The following is a 20,681-nucleotide window of genomic DNA, read 5'->3' as shown; positions in this document are numbered from 1 at the left end:
CCGACGCCAGGAGTAATGACCGCCGATCAAAAGCTCTTTTGATAGTTGGATCGTTCTGCGCAGCCATGGTGCCTCCTATTTCAGAGGTGATCGGCGAGCCCTTGCTATATATTTCTCAAGCTTATCATTGGACCTCTTGTCGCCAAAGGGCGCGGGTTTTCGGTGATTCTCGCAAGGGGATGGGTTTCGTTCGTCTCGGTCACAGAGGTGTGCAGCTGAGATTCATGCTGGTCTTTCGCGACGCGGCCGGCCTCGCCCCGAGTGGATGGTTGGCGCTTACGTCGCGCTGACGTGGCGTGGCATCGGTGCTCGCTCAAGCCCATTCATGGCACGACGACGATGCGAGGGCGGAAGCCGCACTTCGTCGACGGCAGGCCGTCGTTCTCGCGGGGAGCCCGCACGGGGGGCGCGGTGGAGATCCGGGCCGCCTATCGATAGGCGACACTTTCGTTAGTGTCAACTGTCAGAAGCTTGGGGCGAACGCGCGATATTCCATGACATTTCCACATAGGAGAAAGTTGGGGGCGATGTCACGATGAGGCCGCGGCGCGCCGGTGCCTGCTCCCGGCGCGGCCCGAAGCCGCTTCCCACGTCATTCCCGGAGGCCCCCGTGACCACTCTGGCGATCCCCGGCCAGTGGATGTCGGCCGCGAACACCGGCCGGCACAAGCTGATGCTCAACCTCTACATGCTGATCGTGATCGGGCACTGGGCCGAGCACATCGCCCAGGCGATCCAGGTGTACGTCCTCGGCTGGCCACTGCCGGAGGCGCGCGGCGTCCTCGGCATCCCTTTCCCCTGGCTCGTCACCTCGGAATGGATGCACTACGGCTACGCGCTGCTCATGCTCATCGGCCTCATCGTGCTGCGTCATGGCATGGTCGGCCGGGCCAGGACCTGGTGGAACATCTCCCTCGGCATCCAGGTCTGGCACCACCTGGAGCACCTGCTCCTGCTGCTGCAGGCGCTCACCGGCAACAACCTGTTCGGGCGGCCGGTCCCGACCAGTCTCATCCAGCTCCTCATACCGCGACTGGAACTGCACCTGTTCTACAACGCCCTGGTCTTCGTGCCGATGGTCGTCGCGGTCTATTTCCACCTCCGTCCGAACGCCGCCGAGCGCGCGGCGATGGGTTGCTCCTGCGCGGCGCCCACGAAGGCGTGACTCCCGTGGCGGTCAGGCGCCGTCCGTCGGGCGTGCACCTGGTGATGGCCCTGATGTCCCTCTTCCTGCTCTACCTGTCGGTCCCGAACATTGCACCCGTCCTGAGGGCGGCCACCGCCGACGGCGCCGCGGGCTGGTTCACTCCCGTACGGCTGGCCTGCGTTCATCACCCGGGGCACGAGCAGTGCACCTGGATGGGCGGCTTCCAGGCGGACTCGGGGGCGGCGCCGCGCGCCGACGTCGCCCTGTACGGCAGCGACCGCGAGTCGAACCGAGTAGGGGAGCGGACCCGCGCGGTCGACGTCGGCCGCCCCTATCAGGTGTACGGTCCGGGCGGCTCGCGCGAATGGATCGCGATCGGGCTCATGCTGCTGGCCGGCGTGGGCCTCCTGGCCTACGCGACCGTCAGTCACGTCCGGCCGAGGACGCGCCCGGCGCGGCCGCCCGCTCATGACCAGGAGCCCGGCCTGGACGAGGGGCCCGGCCTGGACAAGGGGGTGGCGCGCGGCTGATCGGGGTGATCCGGGCCGCCTCCTCCCGGCGGCGGGCGCCAGGAGGGGGCGAGCGCTCAGGCGACCGGCCGGATCTCCACGATCGGGCAGGCGGGCCACGAGCGCGCGACGCGCAACGCCTCGTCCAGATCGGGCACGTCGATCTCGACGAAGCCGCTCACCACCTCCTTGCCCTCCACGAACGGCCCATCGGTGACCACCGGGTCGCCCGCGCCCAGCCGTAGCGTGCTGGCGGTCTCGGCCGGCGCCAGATGCGCGTGATGGATGATCAGGTCGGCGTGGTCGGCGAACCACTGCCCCACCTTCGCGTAGGCGGCCTGCGCCTCCGCCTGGTCCATGGCGGCTAGCGCAGCGGCGTACTCCTCGTTCTCGATGAACATCAGCACGTACTTCATCGTCGTCCCCTCCTGATGGGTATGGTCTTTCACCAGGTAGACGAACGGCGGACCTGCGAATACGACACCCTTCGGTTGCCTGCGGGCGGCGAGAGCTCATACACTATTCCACAAAGTTGTGGAGGAGCTTTATGGGTGACAAGACGCCGTTGTATGAAACCTTCGCCCAGGTGGCCAAGGCACTGGCCAGTGCGAAGCGGCTGGAGCTCCTCGACCTGCTGGCCCAGAGTGAACGCTCCGTCGAGGTCCTGGCCGGTGCCGCCGGGCTCGGGCTGACGAGCGCCTCCAACCACCTGCAGGTCTTGAAGCAGGCGGGCATCGTGGCCACGCGCAAGGAGGGGACGAAAGTCTTCTACCGCCTGGCGGGAGACGACGTCGCCGACCTGTGGATGCGGCTGCGCGGCGTCGCCTCGGAGCACTTGGCGGAGGTCGACCGGGCGCGCACCGCCTACCTCGGACCCGCGGACACCGAGCAACTGACCCGCGCCGAGCTGCTGCGCAGGATCCAGGAAGGCGATGTCACCGTCATCGACGTGCGCCCGCGCGAGGAGTACGCCGCCGGACACATCCCCGGCGCGCTGTCCGTCCCCGTGGACGAGCTCCTCGACCGGCTGACCGAACTGCCGGAGGACGGCACGATCGTGGCGTACTGCCGGGGCGAGTACTGCGTGTTCGCGCATGACGCCGTAAGGGCGCTGGTCGCACAGGGGCGGCGCGCCGTACGCCTGGAAGACGGCATGCTGGAGTGGCGTCTCGCCGACCTGCCCGTGGCCACTGGCGCGTGATCCCTCCGCGGGACCTCGTGGTCGACCCGGCGGCGCCGATCGACCTGCCGGCGTGGTGCCACTGAGGAGGAACGCCTATCTGGGGGACTCCGGGCAACCGATCCCGCAAGCCCATGGCGGATCAAGGGGGCCGGTCGCCGCCGTCGTCGACGAGCGGGCGCCAGCGGATCCTTGTCGGAAGTCTGCCCCGACCATGCTGATCTTGCTGATCCAGCAGGTCGCAGGCGCCCAGACCGCCCGGCTGATCACGCTGCCGAACCAAACCTGAGACGCCACCATCACCTGAACCACCGAACCCAGGCAGGCCCGCCGATTCTTCGGCGGGCCTGATTCTTTGGACGAGGTTTGACGGTGCACAAGGCCACGCTGACCGGCGACGCTGCGCAGACCTTCTGGCTTGATCTTCTGACTGTCGTCATTGAGGTTTGAGCTGACGTTAGCCGCCTAAATGATCTACCGCGATACACGGTCCGTACACAAGAGCAACTGTCGAGCAACCAATCACGATCAAAAACGAGCTCAGAGGCCGACGTGAACCGAGAAACCCCAGGTAAACCGCGGTGTTGGTGAGTAGGGCGGGTGGGACTTGAACCCACGACCCACGGATTATGAGTCCGATGCTCTGACCGGCTGAGCTACCGCCCCTGGATTCAGTTGTGTGGCCGTGGCGTGGTCCTGAGTGGATCATGCTGAGCCTGGTGCATGGCTAAGGCTAGAGCATCAGGACCGGTTGTGGGTGCCATGGGCCGGTGGGAGAGAGGTCTTCGCGGACATCATTCCATGTTCCGGGGGCGGTGGCGATCATCGGGAGGGGCTGATGTGCAGGTCGGGTGCAAGACGTAGGGCGGGCGGTATGCGGGTCAGGGGGTGGTGCCGTAGGAGGGGTTGCGGGTGAGCCAGTCGCTGTATGTCGGGCTGCGGCCGATGGCGTCCCGGTGGGCCTCCTTGGCCTGGGTGAGGACCCAGGCGGCGTCCGCCGCCGTCGGGTGGTGGCCGAGGAGTTGCCGCCAGCGCAGCGGGGCGCCGGCCAGCGGCACCATGACCAGGCCCTGCGCGGGCTGGTGGGTGGCCTGGCAGAGGACCACGGCGCGGCCCACCTGGGCCAGGTGGGTGCAGGTCGGCACGTCCGTCTCGTAGATCGTTCCCGGGGTGAAGCCGGCGCGTGCGCAGGCCATCGCGAAGCAGTCGGCGAAGCAGCCGTCCCCCGGCGTCCCCGCCCAGTGCTCGTCGGCGAGGTCGGCCAGCTCCACCTCCTTCTCCTTGGCGGCGGGGTGGTTCTCGGAGACGAGGCAGAAGACGGGGTCGAGGCTGATGGTGTCCCAGACGAGCGCGCCGGTGGGGGTGCCGGAGTCGCCGCAGGCGCCGGTCAGCACGTAGTCGAGGCGGCCGAGCTCGACCATGCTGATCAGCTCGTGGCTCGACCAGGACGTGTACGTCGAGACGGGCCGCTCCGCCGCGAGCCGGTCCACCAGCCCGCCGAGTATCGGGCCGTTGGTGGCGCCGATGCGGTAGCCGGGGGTCGGGGTGTGGGCGAAGCGTACGGCCTCGTCCTGCAGTTCCTTGGCCGCCGGGAGGAGCACCCGCGCGCGGGCGAGTACGAGTTCGCCGAGCCTTGTGGGCCGGGCGCCGTGGCGGTCGCGCTCGAACAGGGCGCCGCCGAGCACCCGTTCGATGCGCTTGAGCTGGGCGGTCAGGGCCGGTTGTGCCAGCCCGAGCGTCAACGCGGCCTTGCTCACGCTTCCCGCGTCCGCGACCGCGCGGACGATCCTGAGGTGCCGGAGCTCGAGGTCCATAACGGGAAGGTAAAGCGGCGGCATCTTACAGACAATGCCTAAATGTCAGGAATTGTGACAGATATTGTCGGAGGACTCCGGGGTAGAGGGGACCCCATGACGACGATGGGAATAGATCCGGCCCAGCTCAGCGACGACGACCTGATCCGCGAGCTGCGCCAGCTCCACACCACCCGGAGCGACACGTTCTTCCACGGCTCCGACGACGCCCTGTCCCACCACACCTCCCGTACGAACGAGCTGGAGTCCGAGTACCTGCGCAGGTACCCGGACCGGGAGGTGGATCCCGAGCGGCTGCGCGAGGGGGCGAGGCAGCGATCATGACCGAGGGCCACGACGTCCAGGAGCTGTCCGACGTCGACATCCACGTGTACGAGGCCGTCGCCTCCCTCGCGGTCGAGACGGGCGGCGCCGGGCTCGACACGCTGGTGCACACCTCCGGCCTGGAGGAGGACGAGCTGCGGGCGAGCCTGGCGACGCTCATCGAGGAGGGGTACGTCGTCCCCCGGGGCGACGGGTACGGGCTGGGGCCCCACACCTTCGAGGTCGAGTACTGAGATCAGCGGCCCGGGCCCGTTCAGATGCGGCGGGCCCGGGCCCAGGCCACGAACAGCCCGCCGAAGACGGCCATGGCCAGCCCGGTCCAGAGGTTCACCGCCTCGCCCACCACGCCGGCGACGATCAGGATCACGCCGTAGACCAGGAACAGCCCGCCGATCACCATGCGGATGTCGCTCACAGAATCACCCCGTACATCACGGCGGCCAGCACGACCGCGCCCACGCCCAGCACGACCGGCGACCGGTACCACTTGCGGTCACCGGCCAGCGCGTCGTCCTCCAGGTCCACCGCGCTGAGCCCCCATACGAGCCCGCGCAGCTCCTCCTCCGGTTTCTGCGTGGTGACCAGCGTGACCACCACGGACACCAGCACGTCCACGGCGAAGGCGATGCCCGCGCCCCAGAAGCTGGCGTTCAGCTCGGTGCCGAAGTCGATCACCCCGGCCTTGTAGAGCACGTACGACGCGAACGCCGCCAGCGTCCCGGACAGCAGCCCCCAGAAACCGGCCCACGGCGTCATCCGCCGCCAGAACAGGCCGACCACGAACGTGGCGAACAGCGGCGCGTTGAAGAACGAGAACAGCGCCTGCAGGTAGTTCATGATGTTGGAGTAGCCGGCCGCGATGAACGCCGTCCCGACGCCGAGCGCGACGCCGGCCACCGTCGCGATCCTGCCCACCTTGAGGTAGTGCCGGTCGTCGCGGCCGGGACGTACGTGCGCCGCCCAGATGTCGTTGGCGAAGACGGTGTTGAAGCCGCTGATGTTGGCCGCCATGCCCGCCATGAACGAGGCCAGCAGCCCGGTCACCGCGATCCCGAGCACGCCGTTCGGCAGCAGGTCCCGCATGAGCAGCGGGATCGAGTAGTTGTACGCCTGCCCCTTGCCGAGGTCGCTGAAGAGCACCAGCGCGATCATGCCGGGCAGCACCGTCACCAGCGGGATGAAGATCTTCGGGAACGCGGCCACGATCGGCGTCAGCCGGGCCGCGTTCGTGTTCCTGGCCGACAGGGCCCGCTGGATCTCGGCGAAGTTCGTCGTCCAGTAGCCGAACGACAGCACGAAGCCGAGCCCGAACACGATGCCGATCCAGTGCGCCTGCATCGGGTTCTGGCCCGCGGTGTCGGCCCAGGTGTGCAGGCCGGGCTCGCCGAGCGGACCCTGGCGGATCTTGTCGGCCAGCCCGCTGAACCCGCCCACCTTGATCAGGCCGAGCACGGTCAGGGGGATCAGCCCGGCGAGGATGACGAAGAACTGCAGCACCTCGTTGTAGATGGCCGAGGAGAGACCGCCCAGGGTGATGTACGACAGCACGATCACCGCCGACACCACCACCGACACCGGCAGCGGCCAGCCCAGCAGCAGCTCCATCACCAGCGCCAGCGCGTACAGGTTCACCCCGGCGATGAGGATCTGCGCCACCGCGAACGTGATCGCGTTCAGCAGCTGCGTCGCGCCGTTGAACCGCCTGCGCAGGAACTCGGGGACGCTCCGCACCTTGGAACGGTAGTAGAAGGGCATCATCACGATGCCGAGGAACACCATCGCCGGGACCGCGCCGATCCAGTAGTAGTGCACGGTCATCGCGCCGTACTGGGCGCCGTTGGCCGCCATGCCCAGGATCTCGATCGCGCCCAGGTTGGCCGAGACGAAGGCGAGGCCGGTGATCCACGCCGGCAGGCCGCGTCCGGCCAGGAAGAAGTCCAGGCTGGAGCTGATCCGTTTGCGGGCCGCGATGCCGATGGCGAGCACGGTCACGAAGTAGAGGGCGATGAGCACATAGTCGAGGAGGTTCACATCGAGCCGCACGGCGAGACCCGCTACCCCGGAAAGCACGGCACTCACGCCCGTCCGCGCGGTGGACCACATGACCAGGGCCGACCTACTGTCGAAGGGTGGAGGACGTCGCCGAACTGAGCCCCGCGCGGGCGCGGGAGCGCTTCCGCGCCGGCGAGCGGGCGCCCACCGCCGGCTGGTGCCGGGGCTGGACGCAGGCCAACCTCATCGCCGTGCCGGCGGCGCTCCGTTACGACCTGCTGCTGTTCGCCCACCACAACCCGCGCGCCTGCCCGGTGCTCGACGTGGGGGAGCCGGGCGCGTGGTCGACCGCGCTGTTCGGCGGCGACCTGCGTACCGACCTGCCGGGCTACCGGCTCTACCGCGACGGACGGCCGGTCGCCGACCTCGGCGAGGTGACGGCCGAGTGGCGCGAGGACCTGGTGCCGTTCCTCATCGGGTGCAGTTTCACGTTCGAGCGGGCGCTGCTCGCGGCGGGGGTGCCCGTACGGCATCTGGAGCTGGGGACGAACGTGCCGATGTACGTCACGAACGTCCCCTGCCGGTCGGCCGGCCGCCTGTCGGGGCCGCTGGTGGTGTCGATGCGGCCGGTGCCCGAGGAGCTGGTGGGGACCGCCGTCGAGGTGAGCGGCCGCTACCCGCGCGTGCACGGCGCGCCCGTGCACGTGGGCGACCCCGCCGGGCTCGGCATCGGCGACCTCGCCCGGCCGGACTTCGGCGACCCGGCCGAGGTACGCGAGGGTGAGGTGCCGCTGTTCTGGGCGTGCGGGGTGACGCCGCAGGCGGCCGTCATGGCGAGCGGCGTCGAGTACGCGATCGGCCACCTGCCGGGGCACATGGCGATCCTGGACGCGCGGGACGACGACTACCGCGTGGGCTGACGGCGGCTACCGGGTCGGCGGACGGATGCCCGCCGCGGTGAGCTGGTCGGCGACCGGCCGCGCGCCGGGCCGGTTGTCGATCTCCAGGTGTGGCACCGCCGGCGGCTCGTCCACGCGGATGTCGCGCAGGTAGCGGGCGAAGTCCGCCAGCTTGCCCGCGTCCCTGGCGTGGCCACGGGCCGTGAGACGGGCGCGCAGCGTCGGGCCGTCGGAACGCACCCACAGCAGCCGCACCGGCGCGCCGCCCAGCTCCGCCACCCACTCCGCCCACCGCTCCGCGTCGTGCACCTGCGTGGTGAACGGGCCGTCGAGCAGCACCGGGCAGCCGTGGCCGCGGATCTGGCGGGCCAGCCGGGTCAGGCCGGCGTACTCGAAGCGCTTGACGTGCTCGTCGTACCAGGGGCCCTCGCGCTCGCCGCCGGGACGGCCGTGCGCGCGCAGGACCTCGGCCACGAAGTCGCCGTAGACGGTGTCCTTGTCGAGCAGGGCGGGCACGGGGGACAGGCGGGCGAGCAGCTCGGCGGCCACCGTGGACTTGCCCGCGCCCGGTGGCCCGCTGATCACCCACACCGCGCTCATGGGGATCAACCTACGGGATACGCGGATTCGCGTACGCCGGAGCCTCGTCACGGCGGACGACCCGGCCCCGGCGCGGCGGACAGACTCGGCGACCATGCTGACCGTCTTCGCCAGGGCGTTCCGGATTCCGGAGCTGCGCAGGAAGCTGCTGTTCACGCTCGCGATCGTCGCGCTGTTCCGGCTGGGGCAGGTGGTGCCCGCGCCCGGGGTGGACGTGGCGGTGATGCGCGCGTGCGCCGGGTCGGCCTCCGGAGGGCTGTTCGACCTGGCGCAGATGCTCAGCGGGGGTGCGATGCTGCAGCTGTCGGTGTTCGCGCTCGGCGTCATGCCGTACGTCACCGCCAGCATCGTCATGCAACTGCTCGCCGTGGTGGTGCCGCGATTGGAAGCGCTCAGGAAGGAGGGGCAGAACGGGCAGGCGAGGATCACCCAGTACACCCGCTACCTGACCGTCGCCCTCGCCGTGCTGAACGCCGGCACGGTCGTCGCGCTCGCCCGCGGCGGCGGGCTCCTGCCCGGCTGCCCGCGGCCGCTGCTGCGGGACGACGGGCTGCTGCCGTCGGCCGTCCTCGTCGTGACCATGGTGGCCGGGGCGTGCGTGGTCATGTGGCTGGGCGAGCTGATCACCGGCCGGGGGGTCGGGAACGGCATGTCGCTGCTGATGTTCACGCAGGTCGTGGCCGTCTTCCCCGGGTACATGTCGAAGATCTTCGTGCTGACGCCGGCCGGGGCCGTGGTGATGGTGGTGGCCGGGCTGTTCCTGGTGGCGGCCGTGATCTTCGTCGAGCAGGCGCAGCGCCGGGTCCCGATCCGGTACGCGCGGCCCGTCGGGCGGCGGGCGTACGGCGGGGGCGGCTCGTACATCCCGCTCAAGGTCAACCAGGCGGGGATCGTCCCGGTCATCTTCACCTCGTCGCTGCTCTACCTGCCCGCGCTGGCGGCACCGCTGCTCGGCGACGGGGCGCAGGGGTGGGTGGAGCGCAACCTCGCCGCAGGGGCACACCCGCTCTACATGAGCGTGTACGCGCTGCTCGTCGCCGCCTTCGCCTACTTCTACGTGTCGATCACCTTCAACCCGGACGAGGTGGCCGACGGCATCCGGCGGCACGGCGGGTTCGTGCCGGGGCTGCGGCCGGGGAGGCCCACGGCGCGGCACCTGGCGTACGTGCTGTCCCGGCTGACCGCGGCCGGGGCCGTCTACCTGGCGGTGCTCGCGCTGCTGCCGCTGGTGGCGTTCGCGGTCCTGCGGGACCCCGGCACGCAGCAGAACTTCCCGTTCGGCGGGACCAGTGTGCTGATCATGGTGGGGGTCGGGCTGGAGACCGTGAAGCAGATCGAGGCCCAGCTCCAGCAGCGCGACTACGAGGGGTTCCTGCGCAAGCCGGTCAAGCCGGTCAAGCCGGCGGCAGCGTGAGCCCGGCGCGCATCGCGAACACGACGAGCTGCGCCCGGTCACGGGCCCGCAGCTTCACCATGGCCCGGCTGACGTGGGTGCGGACCGTGTCGGGGCTGATCACCAGCTCCTTCGCGATCTCCTCGTTCGACCGGCCGGTCGCCACCCAGGCCGCCAGCTCCCGCTCGCGCGGGGTGAGCGTGGCGATGCCCTCGACCGGCTCCGTGCCGTGCCGGCCGAACAGCCCGATGACCTTCCTGGTGATCGCCGGGGACAGCAGCGCCTCCCCGGCGGCGACCACCCGTACGGCGTTGACCAGCTCGTCGGGGGCGCTGTCCTTGAGCACGAAGCCGCTGGCGCCGGCCTGGAGGGCGGCGAAGACGTACTCGTCGACGGCGAACGTCGTGACGACCACGATCCTGGTGCCGCGCAGCTCCGGGTCCTCCGCCATCGCGCGCAGCGCGGCCAGGCCGTCCATGCCGGGCATGCGGATGTCGAGCAGCAGCACGTCGGGGCGCGTCCTGCGGACCAGGGCCAGGGCCGCCGCGCCGTCCACGGCCTCGCCGACGCACTCCATGCCCGGCTCCCGCTCCAGGAGCGCCCGCAGGCCCATCCGGACGACGGCCTGATCGTCGGCGATCGCGACCCGGATGTCCGCGACGCCCGCTCCGTGCTCGGTCATGCCTGTCCCCGATCCGGCGGGTGGGGGAAGCGGGCGGTCACCTGGAAGCCGCCGCCCTCGCGCGGGCCGGCGGCGAACTGGCCGCCCGCCTCGGTGACGCGGGCGCGCATGCCCCGCAGGCCGCGCCCCTCTTCGGCCGGTCCGGCGCCGGGGCCGCGGTCGGCGATCTCCAGGACGTACGCGGTGGGGGCTTCGGTCATCCGGACCAGGGCGCGGGTCGGGCCCGCGTGGCGCAGCACGTTGGTGAGGGACTCGCGGACCACCCGGTAGACGGTGTCGCGGAGCTGCGGGGGGACGGGAAGGCCAGCGGGCTCGACGTCCACCGGCAGGCCCGCGGCGCGTACGCCGTCGATCAGGGCCGCCAGGTCGCCCGCGGGCGGGTCGATGCCGTCGAGCGCGGCGCGGAGCTGGGCCAGCGCGGCCGTGCTCGTCTCCTTGATCGCCCGCAGGGACGCCCGCGTCTGCTCGGGGTCGTCGTCGAGGGTCACGAGCGCGAGCCCGGCCTGCATGGCGATCGCCGCCAGGCCGTGCCCGGCGGCGTCATGCACCTCCCCGGAGATCCGCGCCCGCTCGGCCGCGATCGCCCACTCGGCAGTGCCCTCCGCCGCAAGCACGGTGGGGAGCCGCGGGGCGGAGACGGCGGGGAGCCCCCACGCGGCCCGCGCGACGCCGGCGGACAGGGGCGCGGTGCCGGTGGCGAGGGTTTCCAGCCGGGGCGGCTCGGCGTCGGCGGCGGCAGCGGCGGCTGCCGCCCTGGCCTGGGCGAGGCCGGAGAAGGACCACGGAACCGCCAGCCAGCCCGCCCACGCCAGCATCACGACGACCGGAATGTCACCCGCCCGCCGCAACCGCGTCAGCGCGGACAACGGCCTCCGCAGCCGCCCGCCGCCGCGCTGGTGCACGTTCCCGTGCGTGTGCTCAGTCTCCATCCCCCACCCGGCCCGAGGCTCGCGTAGCCCAGATCCTAATGGCCCGCGACACGGCCGGAGCCGCCATGGATAGCTTCTACGACGTGACGCACGCAAAGGTGAAATACAACGACTACGACGGGTTCGCCCGTTCGTACGCCAGCGACAACGAGATCAGCCCCTACAACGACCTCTACGAACGCCCGGCGATCCTGTCCCTGGCCGGCGAGGTCGCCGGGCTGCGCGTGCTGGACGCCGGCTGCGGCGCGGGGGCGCATGCCGCCGAGCTGATCGCCCGTGGCGCCGCCGTCACGGGCGTCGACCTCAGCGTCGGCCTGCTCGCCCTCGCGCGCGAGCGGCTCGGCCCCGGCGTGCCCCTGCTCCAGGCCGACCTGAGCCGCCCGCTCCCCTTCCCTGGCGGCGCGTTCGACCTGGTGCTGTCATCGCTGGTCATGCACTACCTGGAGGAGTGGGAGCCGACCTTGCGCGAGTTCGCCAGGGTGCTCGCGCCCGGCGGCCGGGTGGTGCTGTCCACCCACCACCCCTTCATGGACATGCGGATCAGCGGCAGCGACGACTACCTCGGCACGTACGCGTACACGGACGCCTGGGAGCGCGGCGGCCGGACGATGGCCATGCGGTTCTGGCACCGTCCGCTGCGGGCCATGCTGGCGGCGTTCCGGGACGCGGGGCTCACGGTCGAGGACATCGTCGAGCCCGACCCCCTGCCCGAGGCGGCCGAGATCGCCCCCGACGCCTACCGCGGCCTCTCCCGCAGGGCCCAGTTCCTGCTGTTCGCGCTGAGGGCGTGAACGCGGTCAGGCGGAGCCGGAGGTCAGCCAGCGGAGGGGGTTGTCGCGGGTGATGAGGCGGATCGTGTCCTCGGCGGTGCCCGCCTCGCGCAGGCGCGGCAGCAGGGCGTGGAACAGGTGGGCGTACCCGTGGCCGTCGTACTTGCGGAGCTGGGCGACCCGGCTGAGGCCCGTGCTGAGCAGCAGGCGCTCGGCGTGGCCGTCCTCGATGAGGGCGAGCGCGATCCTGGCCGCCTGGTCGGCGCCGAGGCCGAGGGCGGCGAGGCTCACGTACGCGCCCGCTTCGGCGATCTTGCGGGCGGCGCCCAGGTCGGTGCCCGCGTACCCGACGGCCACTCGCGCCGCCGGCAGGCCGCGGCCGAGAAGGATCTCCAGCAGGGCCGGGGCGTTGCGCCCGTGCGTGGCGACGGGCAGCCGGGACTGGAGCGCGGCGTGCGCGGCGGCGATCAGGCACCGCTCCTCGCGCGGCGTCGGCTCGGGGCCCCAGGAGCCGATCTCGCCGATGACGCCGGGGAAGACGCCGGTGCCGTCGAGGCCGCTGGAGATCTCGTGCATGAGCCGCCGGGTGAGCTCCTCGACGCCTTCCTCGCGTACGCCCGCGAACGGCTCGGCGAACAGCCCGGTCGAGGCGATGACCGGCACCCGGGCGCCCGCCGCGACGCGGGCCAGGGACGCGGCGTCGCGGCCCATGCCCATGCAGGTCAGGTCCACCACGAGCCCGAGCTCGTCGGACTGGCGCAGCTCGCGCAGCTCGGCGGTGACGGCCTGTTCCTCGTCGAGCCAGCGGTGCGGGTCGGAGTCGACGCCCACGCCCCAGCGCAGGTCGGTGCGCAGGTGCTCATGGGGGAGTACGGCGCCGGTGACGGCCGCCGCTCGTACGGGGCCGGTGACGGTACGGAGCAGGACTTCGGGCATAGGAGACATTAACCGATATTTGCCGGAAGAAGCTGATCAGCGGCGGGATCAAGCCGGAAATTTTACGGTTTGTCGTGTTTAGTGCACTGCTAGTCGTTTGCAAGTGAATCACGGCGCCGGACCCGTATCCTGAATGGCAGACCGACTGCCCGGGGGAATCTGTGCCGACCCAGAACACCGACACCGGCGAAGCCGACCTGATCAAGGACGCGGCCGCCGCCCGTTCCGACATGCCCGAACGCCGCGGCGGCCTGCACGGCTGGCTGGACGGCATCCGGGCCACCCGCACCGGCGCGATGACGCTGAAGATCGTGGTCGGCGTCATCGGGACGATCATGGTCGTGGGCGGGCTCATCATGGTGCCCTTCCCCGGCCCCGGCTGGCTCGTGGTCTTCGCGGGCCTCGCCGTGCTGGCCACGGAGTTCCACTGGGCGCACAAGCTGCTGGAGTTCGGCAAGCGCACGCTGCACGCCTGGACGCAGTGGTACAAGCGCCAGGGCTGGACCGTCCGCATCGTCGTGCTGCTCGTCACCGTGGCCTCGGCCGCCGTGATCGTCTACTTCGGGCTGCGCACGATCGGCGTCGACGTGATCGAGCTGGCCCAGCGCTTCGTCTGAGCTCCGGATCAGAGGTAGAGGCCGGTGCCGTGGTCGGTCTCCTGGGTGGCCACCGCGTGCAGGTCGCGCTCGCGCATCACGAGATAGACCTGGGCGTGCACCTCGACCTCGAACTGGTCCTCCGGGTTGAACAGCACCTTGTCGCCGACCTTGACCGCGCGGACGTTCGTCCCGACGCCGCACACCTCGCCCCACGCCAGCCGGTTGGCCAGCTTGACCGTGGCCGGGATGACGATGCCTGAGCCGCTGCGCCGTTCCTCCGCCTCCGCCTCCAGCTTGATCATGACCCGGTCGTGCAGCATCTGAATCTCGAACTTGGGCTGTTCCACGGCTCAAGTCTATGAGCAGCCGCCCCCGCGAACGCCTTCCGGAAGCCGATCAGGGCAGGGCGAGCTCGGCGAAGACCGGGCGGTGGTCGGTGCGGCCGAGCGAGAGCACCGCGAAGTCGCGCACCGCCATCCGCCCGTCGGCCAGCACGTGATCGATCGCCACCCCTGGCAGCCGCTGCTGCGACCCCTCCTGCGGCCAGGTGGCGGTGAGCCCCCGGCCCATCACGTCGGCCGCGTCCCGGTAGCCGGACGCGAGCAGCTCGCGCATCGGCAGATGGTCGAGCGTGGCGTTGAAGTCCCCGGCCAGCACCCGCAGCGCGCCGCCCCCGCGCGGCAGCGCGTCCAGCCCGTCCTCCCAGCAGGGCTGGCGGCCGTACCGTTTGGGCGCGCACGGGTGCACCGAGACGATCTCCACCCGGTCGCCGCCGGGATGCCGCAGCCACGCCCTGGCCTGCCCGAACCCGCCCAGCGAGATCGCCCGTCCGGCGGTGAGGGGGTGCCGGGCGTACACGGCGGACCCGCCGACGCCCTCGCGGGCCCGCGTCACCGCGTACGGCAGCGCCTCGCGCACCCCCGCCTCCTCCAGCCGCCGCATCGCGCCGGGCGTGAACTCCTGGAGGGTCAGCACGTCCGGCCGCAGCCGCCGGACCAGGCCCATCAGCTCCGCCGTGTCGGCCCGCCCCACCAGCAGGTTGGCGGCCAGCACGCGCAGCGCGGGCCCGCCGGCCGCCGGGTTGCCGTCGGACAGCGCGCGCGGCAGCACCGCCGCGCCCAGCACCACCAGCGCCCAGAACGCCGCCCCGACCGCGACCGGCCGGCGCAGCGCCAGCGCGAGCAGCCCGCCCAGCGCCGCCGCCCCGGCCGCGTACGGCGTGTACGCCACCACCGGCACCCACGGCCAGTCCGGCTCGAACCCGCTCACCCGCACCGCGGCCCACAGGACGAAGGGCGTCACCGCGATCCAGCTCATCCACGTCCGCACGACCTGTATCGCCATGAGGCCCGCGAGGGGTTCACTGCCCTAGGGTGTGCTCCATGCACGACGTGGAAGCCAGGGTCCTCGACGCCATCGACGAGGCCGAGACCGTCAGCCTGCTCGCCGAGACCGTACGCGTCCCCAGCGTCACCGGCACCGACGCCGAGTCCGAGCTGCAGCACCGCTTCGCCCGCCTGCTCGACGAGGCGGGCATGGACGTGGACGTGTGGAAGCTCGACCTGCCCGGCCTCACCGCCAGGCCCGGCTTCCCGGGCACCGAGGCCCCGCGCTCCGAGGGCTACGGCGTCGCCGCCGTGACCCCGGGCGAGGGCCCGCCGGCGCTGGCGCTCCAGGGCCACGTGGACGTCGTGCCCACCGGCGACCTGGCCAAGTGGGCGGGCAGCGACCCGTTCTCCGCCCGGATCGAGGGCGACGTGCTGTACGGCCGGGGCGCCTGCGACATGAAGGCCGGCCTGGTCGCCAACCTGGCCGTGGCGCGGGCCGTGCGCCGGGCGGGGGTGCGGCTGGCCAGGCCGCTCGCGGTGCACTGCGTGATCAGCGAGGAGGACGGCGGGCTCGGCGCGTTCGCCACCCTGGCGCGCGGCCACACCGCCGAGGCGGCGGTCATCACCGAGCCGACCAGCGGCGCGGTCATCACGGCGAACGCGGGCGCGCTGACCTTCCGGCTGGAGATCGCCGGCCGGGCCGCGCACGGCGCGACCCGCTACGAGGGGGTCAACGCGGTCGAGGCGTTCTGGCCGGTGTTCGAGGCGATCAGGCGGCTGGAGGCCGAGCGCAACCGGGACGCGCACGAGCTGTTCGGCGGCAACCCGATGCCCTACCCGATCGAGATCGGCGTCGTCCGCGCGGGCGACTGGGCCAGCACCGTGCCCGACCTGCTGGTCGCCGAGGGCCGGCTGGGCGTGCGGCTGGACGAGGACCCGGCGGCGGCGCGGGCGGCGTTCGAGGAGGCGGTCGCCGGGGTCGCGCACCCGTGGCTGCGGGACAACCCGCCCGCGGTGACCTGGCCGGGCGGCCAGTTCGCCAGCGGGCGGCTGCCGGCCGGGCACGAGCTGCTCGGCCAGGTCGCGGGGGTGGTCGCCGACGTGACCGGCGCGCGCCCGGCGGAGTCGGCCGCCCCCTACGGCAGCGACCTGCGCCTGTACGCGGCCGGCGGCATCCCGACCCTGCACTACGGCCCCGGGGACGTACGGTACGCGCACGCCCCCAGGGAGCAGGTGGACCTGGGCGAGCTGCGCGCGGTCACGCGGGCACTGGCACTGCTCGTGGTGCGCCGCTGCGGAGCACTTTGACCAGCGCGGGCGGTTTCATCAGCGCCGGCGGCGGGTCGTACAGATGCGCCACCCGCAGGAACCGCCTGGCCAGCTCGGGATCGTGCGCCGCGGCGGCGAGGAAGCGCCCCAGATAGGCGTTGACCATCCGCACCCGCGGCGACGGCTCGCCCGCGACCACGGGCAGCTTCAGGTCGCCGCCGACGGTGATCTCCCAGGGGGCGTCCACGATCCGCGCGATCCGCCGGAAGAACGCCCGCGGCGTCAGCTCCGCCTCCAGCAGGACCTTCGCCTCCAGTGCGGCCACCGTCATGCCCTGCCCGTAGAGCGGGTTGAACGCGCACACGGCGTCGCCGGTCACCAGCAGCCCCTCGGGGAAGCGGGCCAGCCGCTCGTAGCGCCGCCGGATGCCGGCCGGGGTGTGGTAGGCCCGCGGCTCCCCGACCGGCTCGGCGGTCGCGAGCAGGTGCCGCAGGTCGGGGGCGGGCAGCGTGTCCGCGAACGCGGTGAACTCCGGCAGGGCGGGGCCGGGGGCGTCGCCGTAGCCGCCCATCGTGACGATCCAGCGGTCGCCCTCCAGCGCCAGCGCCACGCCGAACCGCGGGCGCTCCGGCGTGGGGCCGATGATGACGAGCAGGTCGCCGTCGAGGTCGCCGGGGCGGCGGCGGAACTCGCGGGTGCTGTAGCGCAGGTCGAGGGCCATGCGCTCCTCGTGGGGCGGCCGGTAGCCCAGCTCGCCGAGCCAGTGCGGGGTGCGCGAGCCCCGGCCGGAGGCGTCCACGACGAGGTCGGCGGGCAGCGGCTCGCCGCCGGCCAGCCGTACGCCGGTGACCCGGCCCTCCTTGGCGAGCAGGCCGGTGACCGCGCGGCCGTCCGCATCCGGATCCCCGGCATGGCCGCGACCCGGCGTCTCACCTGGCCTTCGAGCAGCGGCCGGCTCACCAGCAGGCCGTTCAGCACGCCGCCGGCGCCGCGGGCCAGCCGGTGCCCGTCGTGGATGTTGCGGCCCTGGTTCATGGCGTCGCACGGCAGTGCGCCCCGCGCGATCAGCTCGGCCGAGATGCCGGGCAGCAGTTCGTTCATGGTCGCGCAGCCCCTGGAGAGCAGGCCGTGGGCGTGGCGGCTCTGCGCGGTGCCCTTGCGATGGGCGTCCGCTGCGGGCAGCGTGTCCCGGTCGAGCACCGTGACCTTGGCGAACAGGCGGTGCAGTGCGGCGGCGGAGAGCAGTCCCGCCATGCTGGCGCCGATGACGACGGCGTGGTCCATGAGTCTTCCCCCTGGGATCGTGTGGACGTCGGCAGAAGGGTCGCCCGTGCGGCGGCACCGTTCCACGTCTTTTGGTGCGTTCCGCGACGTTCCATCCAGAAGGGAAGCCCGGCTCCGGTCAGCCGGCGGGGGCGGACACGCGGCGGCGCGCCTCCGGCACGATGAGCGGGGTGCCCGACTGCGGATCGACGATGATCTCGCAGCGCAGGTCGAAGACCTCGTGGACCAGCTCGGGGGTGACGATCTCGCCGGGATCGCCCTGCGCCACGACCCGGCCGGCGCGCATGACGATGAGGTGGGTCGCGTACCGGCACGCCTGGTTCAGGTCGTGCAGCACCGCCACCATCGTGCGGCCCTCCTCGTGCAGGTCGGCGCAGAGGTCGAGCACCTCGATCTGGTGGGAGATGTCCAGGAACGTGGTCGGCTCGTCCAGCAGCAGGATCGGCGTCTCCTGCGCCAGCGCCATGGCCAGCCACACCCGCTGCCGCTGCCCGCCGGACAGCTCGTCCACGATGCGGTCGGCCAGCTCGGCGACGTCCGTGGCGCGCATCGCCTCGGTGACGGCCACCTCGTCGGCCTTCGACCACTGCCGCATGAGCTTCTGGTGCGGGTAGCGGCCCCGGGCCACCAGGTCGGCCACGGTGATGCCGTCCGGCACGATCGAGGTCTGCGGCAGCAGCCCGAGCCGGCGCGCGACCTCCTTCGACGGCAGCGAGGTGATCACGCCGCCGTCCAGGTGGACGGCGCCCGCCTTGGGCTTGAGCATCCGGGCCAGCGCGCGCAGCAGGGTGGACTTGCCGCACGCGTTCGGGCCGATGATCACGGTGAAGGACTCGTCGGGGATCGCCACGCTGAGGTCCGTGGCCACGACCCGCTGGTCGTAGGCGAGGGTGAGGCCGGTGCCGGACAGGCGTACATCGGGCATCAGTGGCGGTCCTTTCGCAGAAGCAGGGCGAGGTACGTGCCGCCGATGGCGGCGGTCAGCACCCCGACGGGTAGCTGGGTGGGCGCGAGCAGCCGCTGGGCGGCGAGGTCGGCGCCGGTCAGCAGCACGGCGCCCATCAGCGCCGAGGCGCCCAAGGTGACGCCGGGGGAGCGGGTGATCCGCCGGGCGAGCTGCGGCGCGGCCAGCGCGACGAAGATGACCGGGCCGGCCGCGGCGGTCGCCACGCCGGACAGCAGCACGCCGGCCGCGATCGCGACCGCGCGCACCGGCTCGACCCTGATGCCCATGGCCTTGGCCGCGTCGTCGCCCATCTCCAGCATGCGCATCGGGCGGGACAGGGCCACGCACACCGGCACCAGCACGGCCAGCGCCAGCCCCACCGGCCTCGCGTGCTCCCAGCCGCGCCCGCCGAGGCTGCCGGTCAGCCAGGCCCCGGCGGTGGCCGCGTCGTTGATGTTGGCCCGGGTCAGCAGGTAGGAGTTGACCGCGAGCAGCAGCGCGTTGGCCCCGATGCCGACGAGGACCAGCCGGTAGCCCTGCACGCCGCCGCGGAAGGCCAGCCCGTACACGAGGGCGGCGGTCAGCACGCACCCGGCCAGCGCGCCGCCCGCGATCGTCATGGCCGAGCCGCCCGCGATCACCGCGAGGATGCCGCCGGTCGAGGCCCCGGCGGTGAAGCCGATGAAGTCGGGGCTGCCGAGCGGGTTCCTGGTGAGCGACTGGAAGATCGCGCCGCTCAGCCCGAACGCCGCCCCGACCAGCAGCCCGGTCACCACGCGCGGCGCGCGCAGCTTGCTCACGATGAGCTCGGCGACGGGCGTGCCCTCGCCGAACAGCGCCTTGACGATGTCGGCCGCGGGCACGGCCAGCTCGCCCGTGGACAGCGCGGCCACGGTGACCCCGAAACCGACCAGGATCAGGCAGACACCCACGACCAGGGCGCGGGGCGCGAGCCGTACCGAAAAGGGGCCGACGCGGACGTTCACAGCGCGGCCACCCGCCTGCGCCGGGCCAGCAGGATGAAGATCGGCGCGCCGATCACCGCCCACACGATTCCCACCTGCACCTCTCCCGGCCGGGCGATGAGCCGGCCTGCCACGTCCGCCCCGAGCAGCAGCACCGGAGCGGCCAGCGCCGAGTACGGCAGCACCCACCGCTGGTCCGGCCCCACCAGGGCGCGCACCGCGTGCGGCACGATGAGCCCCACGAACCACAGCGGCCCGGCCGCCGCGGTCGCCGCCCCGCACAGCAGCGTGACGGCCACGCCGGTCAGCGCGCGGGTGCGGCCGATGGAGACGCCGAGCGCGCGGCCCGCGTCGTCGCCCAGCGCGAGCGCGTTGAGCGGCCGGGCCAGCGCCAGGCCGAGCACCAGCCCCGCGATCATGAACGGCGCCAGCCGGACCAGCACGTCGGAGGTCTGCCCGGCCAGCGACCCGGTCAGCCAGAACCGCATCCGGTCGAAGGTCTGCTGGTCCATGCGCAGGATCGCCGACGACAGCGCGGTGGCGACCATGCCGAGCGCGACGCCGGCCAGCGTGAGCCGGACCGGCCCGGACCCGGACCGCCCGCTGGAGGCCAGGCCGTAGACCATGACCGCGGCCAGCGCGGCCCCGCCGAAGGCGAACCACACGTAGACCGCCGGGTCGGTGAGCCCGAACACCCCGAGCGCCAGCGTGACGCCGAGCGCCGCGCCCTCGTTGACGCCCAGCAGGCCGGGGTCGGCGAGCGGGTTGCGGGTCAGGCTCTGCATGAGCGCGCCCGCCAGGCCGAGCGTGGCGCCCACGCCGAGGCCGAGCAGGGTGCGCGGCACGCGCAGCTCGCGGATGACCGTGTGGTCGTTGGAGCCGTCAGGGGCCAGGAAGGCGTCGATCACCGTGGAGAACGGCACCGCCCGCGCCCCGAGCGCGATGCTCGCCAGCACCATGAGGGCCAGTGCGGCCACGACGACCACGAGCCCGGCGACCAGCACCGGGGGCCGCGCCCACGCGGGCCTCGCGACGGACGCGTCCGTCTCGGCCTCCGGGTCCGGGCCCGGCGCCGCGCGCCTCGCCGTCGTGTTCTCAGCCGGGCGCACCCGACC

At 72.3% G+C, this 20,681-nt stretch carries 24 protein-coding genes and 1 tRNA gene; 10 read left to right on the top strand and 15 right to left on the bottom strand.

Annotated features, from left to right (window positions below):
- The first annotated feature begins 610 nt into the window (after nt 1-610).
- Entirely contained in the window at nt 611-1,165 is a 555-nt protein-coding gene (locus tag ACBR40_RS14720) for a hypothetical protein (protein ID WP_371249026.1), read from the top strand.
- Nucleotides 1,166-1,170: 5 nt separating this feature from the next.
- Entirely contained in the window at nt 1,171-1,677 is a 507-nt protein-coding gene (locus ACBR40_RS14715; protein ID WP_371249025.1) for a hypothetical protein, read from the top strand.
- Between the two features lie 56 nt (nt 1,678-1,733).
- Here the strand turns inward: ACBR40_RS14715 and ACBR40_RS14710 are convergent, their stop codons facing one another.
- The gene (locus tag ACBR40_RS14710) at nt 1,734-2,072 is read right to left on the bottom strand and encodes a YciI family protein (protein WP_371249024.1); all 339 of its coding nucleotides are present in this window, start codon (nt 2,070-2,072) and stop codon (nt 1,734-1,736) included.
- Between the two features lie 131 nt (nt 2,073-2,203).
- Here ACBR40_RS14710 and ACBR40_RS14705 point away from each other — a divergent pair, with 131 nt between their 5' ends.
- A complete protein-coding gene (locus ACBR40_RS14705; RefSeq protein ID WP_364446129.1) occupies nt 2,204-2,857 on the top strand; it encodes a metalloregulator ArsR/SmtB family transcription factor in 654 nt (217 codons plus the stop codon).
- 571 nt (nt 2,858-3,428) lie between these two features.
- Here ACBR40_RS14705 and ACBR40_RS14700 read toward each other — a convergent pair.
- Both ACBR40_RS14700 and ACBR40_RS14695 read right to left on the bottom strand, forming a co-directional pair.
- Nucleotides 3,429-3,502 (bottom strand) — tRNA-Ile (locus ACBR40_RS14700).
- 215 nt (nt 3,503-3,717) lie between these two features.
- Entirely contained in the window at nt 3,718-4,650 is a 933-nt protein-coding gene (locus tag ACBR40_RS14695; protein WP_371249023.1) for a LysR family transcriptional regulator, read from the bottom strand.
- Nucleotides 4,651-4,746: 96 nt separating this feature from the next.
- Between ACBR40_RS14695 and ACBR40_RS14690 the strand changes: the two genes are divergently transcribed.
- Both ACBR40_RS14690 and ACBR40_RS14685 read left to right on the top strand, forming a co-directional pair.
- Complete coding sequence (locus ACBR40_RS14690) at nt 4,747-4,974, top strand: DUF6158 family protein (RefSeq protein ID WP_344214330.1); 228 nt, start codon at nt 4,747-4,749, stop codon at nt 4,972-4,974.
- The gene (locus ACBR40_RS14685) at nt 4,971-5,207 is read left to right on the top strand and encodes a hypothetical protein (RefSeq protein WP_344214332.1); all 237 of its coding nucleotides are present in this window, start codon (nt 4,971-4,973) and stop codon (nt 5,205-5,207) included. The genes ACBR40_RS14690 and ACBR40_RS14685 overlap by 4 nt, the downstream gene beginning before the upstream one ends.
- A gap of 20 nt (nt 5,208-5,227) precedes the next feature.
- Here the strand turns inward: ACBR40_RS14685 and ACBR40_RS14680 are convergent, their stop codons facing one another.
- Nucleotides 5,228-5,389: a hypothetical protein gene (locus ACBR40_RS14680; protein WP_177240431.1), complete on the bottom strand. Its 162-nt coding sequence runs from the start codon at nt 5,387-5,389 to the stop codon at nt 5,228-5,230.
- Nucleotides 5,386-7,017: a sodium:solute symporter family protein gene (locus ACBR40_RS14675; protein ID WP_344214336.1), complete on the bottom strand. Its 1,632-nt coding sequence runs from the start codon at nt 7,015-7,017 to the stop codon at nt 5,386-5,388. Before ACBR40_RS14675 ends, ACBR40_RS14680 begins: the two co-directional genes overlap by 4 nt.
- 86 nt (nt 7,018-7,103) lie before the next feature.
- On the opposite strand from ACBR40_RS14675, the gene ACBR40_RS14670 reads away from it, so the two are divergent.
- Entirely contained in the window at nt 7,104-7,886 is a 783-nt protein-coding gene (locus ACBR40_RS14670) for a putative hydro-lyase (RefSeq protein ID WP_371249022.1), read from the top strand.
- Nucleotides 7,887-7,892: 6 nt separating this feature from the next.
- Here the strand turns inward: ACBR40_RS14670 and ACBR40_RS14665 are convergent, their stop codons facing one another.
- The gene (locus ACBR40_RS14665; RefSeq protein ID WP_371249021.1) at nt 7,893-8,465 is read right to left on the bottom strand and encodes an AAA family ATPase; all 573 of its coding nucleotides are present in this window, start codon (nt 8,463-8,465) and stop codon (nt 7,893-7,895) included.
- Between the two features lie 94 nt (nt 8,466-8,559).
- On the opposite strand from ACBR40_RS14665, the gene secY reads away from it, so the two are divergent.
- Complete coding sequence (gene secY / locus ACBR40_RS14660) at nt 8,560-9,879, top strand: preprotein translocase subunit SecY (protein WP_371249020.1); 1,320 nt, start codon at nt 8,560-8,562, stop codon at nt 9,877-9,879.
- Here the strand turns inward: secY and ACBR40_RS14655 are convergent.
- Together ACBR40_RS14655 and ACBR40_RS14650 are read right to left on the bottom strand one after the other, a co-directional pair.
- On the bottom strand, nt 9,860-10,540 hold the full coding sequence (locus ACBR40_RS14655; RefSeq protein WP_371249019.1) for a response regulator: 681 nt from the start codon (nt 10,538-10,540) through the stop codon (nt 9,860-9,862). The genes secY and ACBR40_RS14655 overlap by 20 nt on opposite strands.
- The gene (locus tag ACBR40_RS14650) at nt 10,537-11,469 is read right to left on the bottom strand and encodes a sensor histidine kinase (protein WP_371249018.1); all 933 of its coding nucleotides are present in this window, start codon (nt 11,467-11,469) and stop codon (nt 10,537-10,539) included. Before ACBR40_RS14650 ends, ACBR40_RS14655 begins: the two co-directional genes overlap by 4 nt.
- A gap of 83 nt (nt 11,470-11,552) precedes the next feature.
- Here ACBR40_RS14650 and ACBR40_RS14645 point away from each other — a divergent pair, with 83 nt between their 5' ends.
- The gene (locus ACBR40_RS14645) at nt 11,553-12,260 is read left to right on the top strand and encodes a class I SAM-dependent methyltransferase (protein ID WP_371249017.1); all 708 of its coding nucleotides are present in this window, start codon (nt 11,553-11,555) and stop codon (nt 12,258-12,260) included.
- 6 nt (nt 12,261-12,266) lie between these two features.
- On the opposite strand, the gene ACBR40_RS14640 is transcribed toward ACBR40_RS14645, so the two are convergent.
- Entirely contained in the window at nt 12,267-13,175 is a 909-nt protein-coding gene (locus ACBR40_RS14640; protein ID WP_344214349.1) for an aryldialkylphosphatase, read from the bottom strand.
- A 161-nt stretch (nt 13,176-13,336) separates the two neighbouring features.
- Between ACBR40_RS14640 and ACBR40_RS14635 the strand changes: the two genes are divergently transcribed.
- Nucleotides 13,337-13,792 carry a TIGR02611 family protein gene (locus ACBR40_RS14635; RefSeq protein ID WP_344214351.1) on the top strand — a complete coding sequence of 152 codons (456 nt, stop codon included), beginning with the start codon at nt 13,337-13,339 and terminating at the stop codon, nt 13,790-13,792.
- Nucleotides 13,793-13,800: 8 nt separating this feature from the next.
- Here ACBR40_RS14635 and ACBR40_RS14630 read toward each other — a convergent pair whose 3' ends face one another.
- The gene (locus ACBR40_RS14630; protein ID WP_020544392.1) at nt 13,801-14,121 is read right to left on the bottom strand and encodes a co-chaperone GroES; all 321 of its coding nucleotides are present in this window, start codon (nt 14,119-14,121) and stop codon (nt 13,801-13,803) included.
- A 49-nt stretch (nt 14,122-14,170) separates the two neighbouring features.
- On the bottom strand, nt 14,171-15,118 hold the full coding sequence (locus tag ACBR40_RS14625; protein WP_371249016.1) for an endonuclease/exonuclease/phosphatase family protein: 948 nt from the start codon (nt 15,116-15,118) through the stop codon (nt 14,171-14,173).
- A gap of 38 nt (nt 15,119-15,156) precedes the next feature.
- On the opposite strand from ACBR40_RS14625, the gene ACBR40_RS14620 reads away from it, so the two are divergent.
- Nucleotides 15,157-16,410 (top strand): ArgE/DapE family deacylase, encoded by a 1,254-nt coding sequence (locus ACBR40_RS14620; RefSeq protein ID WP_371249015.1) that lies wholly within the window; start codon nt 15,157-15,159, stop codon nt 16,408-16,410.
- On the opposite strand, the gene ACBR40_RS14615 is transcribed toward ACBR40_RS14620, so the two are convergent.
- The 4 genes from ACBR40_RS14615 to ACBR40_RS14600 form a co-directional block, all read right to left on the bottom strand.
- Nucleotides 16,361-17,416, bottom strand: a complete 1,056-nt coding sequence (locus tag ACBR40_RS14615; RefSeq protein WP_371249014.1) for an NAD(P)/FAD-dependent oxidoreductase — start codon at nt 17,414-17,416, stop codon at nt 16,361-16,363. The two genes, ACBR40_RS14620 and ACBR40_RS14615, sit on opposite strands and share 50 nt — an antisense overlap.
- A 357-nt stretch (nt 17,417-17,773) precedes the next feature.
- The gene (locus ACBR40_RS14610; protein ID WP_344214360.1) at nt 17,774-18,580 is read right to left on the bottom strand and encodes an ABC transporter ATP-binding protein; all 807 of its coding nucleotides are present in this window, start codon (nt 18,578-18,580) and stop codon (nt 17,774-17,776) included.
- Nucleotides 18,580-19,587, bottom strand: coding sequence for an iron chelate uptake ABC transporter family permease subunit (locus ACBR40_RS14605; RefSeq protein ID WP_344214362.1), 1,008 nt, complete (start codon nt 19,585-19,587; stop codon nt 18,580-18,582). Before ACBR40_RS14605 ends, ACBR40_RS14610 begins: the two co-directional genes overlap by 1 nt.
- Nucleotides 19,584-20,675, bottom strand: coding sequence for a FecCD family ABC transporter permease (locus ACBR40_RS14600; RefSeq protein ID WP_371249013.1), 1,092 nt, complete (start codon nt 20,673-20,675; stop codon nt 19,584-19,586). The genes ACBR40_RS14605 and ACBR40_RS14600 overlap by 4 nt, the downstream gene beginning before the upstream one ends.
- Between the last annotated feature and the right edge of the window lie 6 nt (nt 20,676-20,681).

This window comes from Nonomuraea sp. AD125B (assembly GCF_041402765.1).
GTDB classification, from domain to species: Bacteria; Actinomycetota; Actinomycetes; order Streptosporangiales; family Streptosporangiaceae; genus Nonomuraea; species Nonomuraea bangladeshensis.
Note: the sequence above shows the minus strand (reverse complement) of the source record. Positions and strands in the feature narration are given on the sequence as shown.

Coding starts and splice junctions, on each gene's coding strand:
- ACBR40_RS14710 (WP_371249024.1), bottom strand. CDS start 2,072: ATGAAGTACGTGCTGATGTTCATCGAGAACGAGGAGTACGCCGCTGCG.
- ACBR40_RS14705 (WP_364446129.1), top strand. CDS start 2,204: ATGGGTGACAAGACGCCGTTGTATGAAACCTTCGCCCAGGTGGCCAAG.
- ACBR40_RS14695 (WP_371249023.1), bottom strand. CDS start 4,650: ATGGACCTCGAGCTCCGGCACCTCAGGATCGTCCGCGCGGTCGCGGAC.
- ACBR40_RS14690 (WP_344214330.1), top strand. CDS start 4,747: ATGACGACGATGGGAATAGATCCGGCCCAGCTCAGCGACGACGACCTG.
- ACBR40_RS14685 (WP_344214332.1), top strand. CDS start 4,971: ATGACCGAGGGCCACGACGTCCAGGAGCTGTCCGACGTCGACATCCAC.
- ACBR40_RS14665 (WP_371249021.1), bottom strand. CDS start 8,465: ATGAGCGCGGTGTGGGTGATCAGCGGGCCACCGGGCGCGGGCAAGTCC.
- secY (WP_371249020.1), top strand. CDS start 8,560: ATGCTGACCGTCTTCGCCAGGGCGTTCCGGATTCCGGAGCTGCGCAGG.
- ACBR40_RS14655 (WP_371249019.1), bottom strand. CDS start 10,540: ATGACCGAGCACGGAGCGGGCGTCGCGGACATCCGGGTCGCGATCGCC.
- ACBR40_RS14650 (WP_371249018.1), bottom strand. CDS start 11,469: ATGGAGACTGAGCACACGCACGGGAACGTGCACCAGCGCGGCGGCGGG.
- ACBR40_RS14640 (WP_344214349.1), bottom strand. CDS start 13,175: ATGCCCGAAGTCCTGCTCCGTACCGTCACCGGCCCCGTACGAGCGGCG.
- ACBR40_RS14625 (WP_371249016.1), bottom strand. CDS start 15,118: ATGGCGATACAGGTCGTGCGGACGTGGATGAGCTGGATCGCGGTGACG.
- ACBR40_RS14620 (WP_371249015.1), top strand. CDS start 15,157: ATGCACGACGTGGAAGCCAGGGTCCTCGACGCCATCGACGAGGCCGAG.
- ACBR40_RS14610 (WP_344214360.1), bottom strand. CDS start 18,580: ATGCCCGATGTACGCCTGTCCGGCACCGGCCTCACCCTCGCCTACGAC.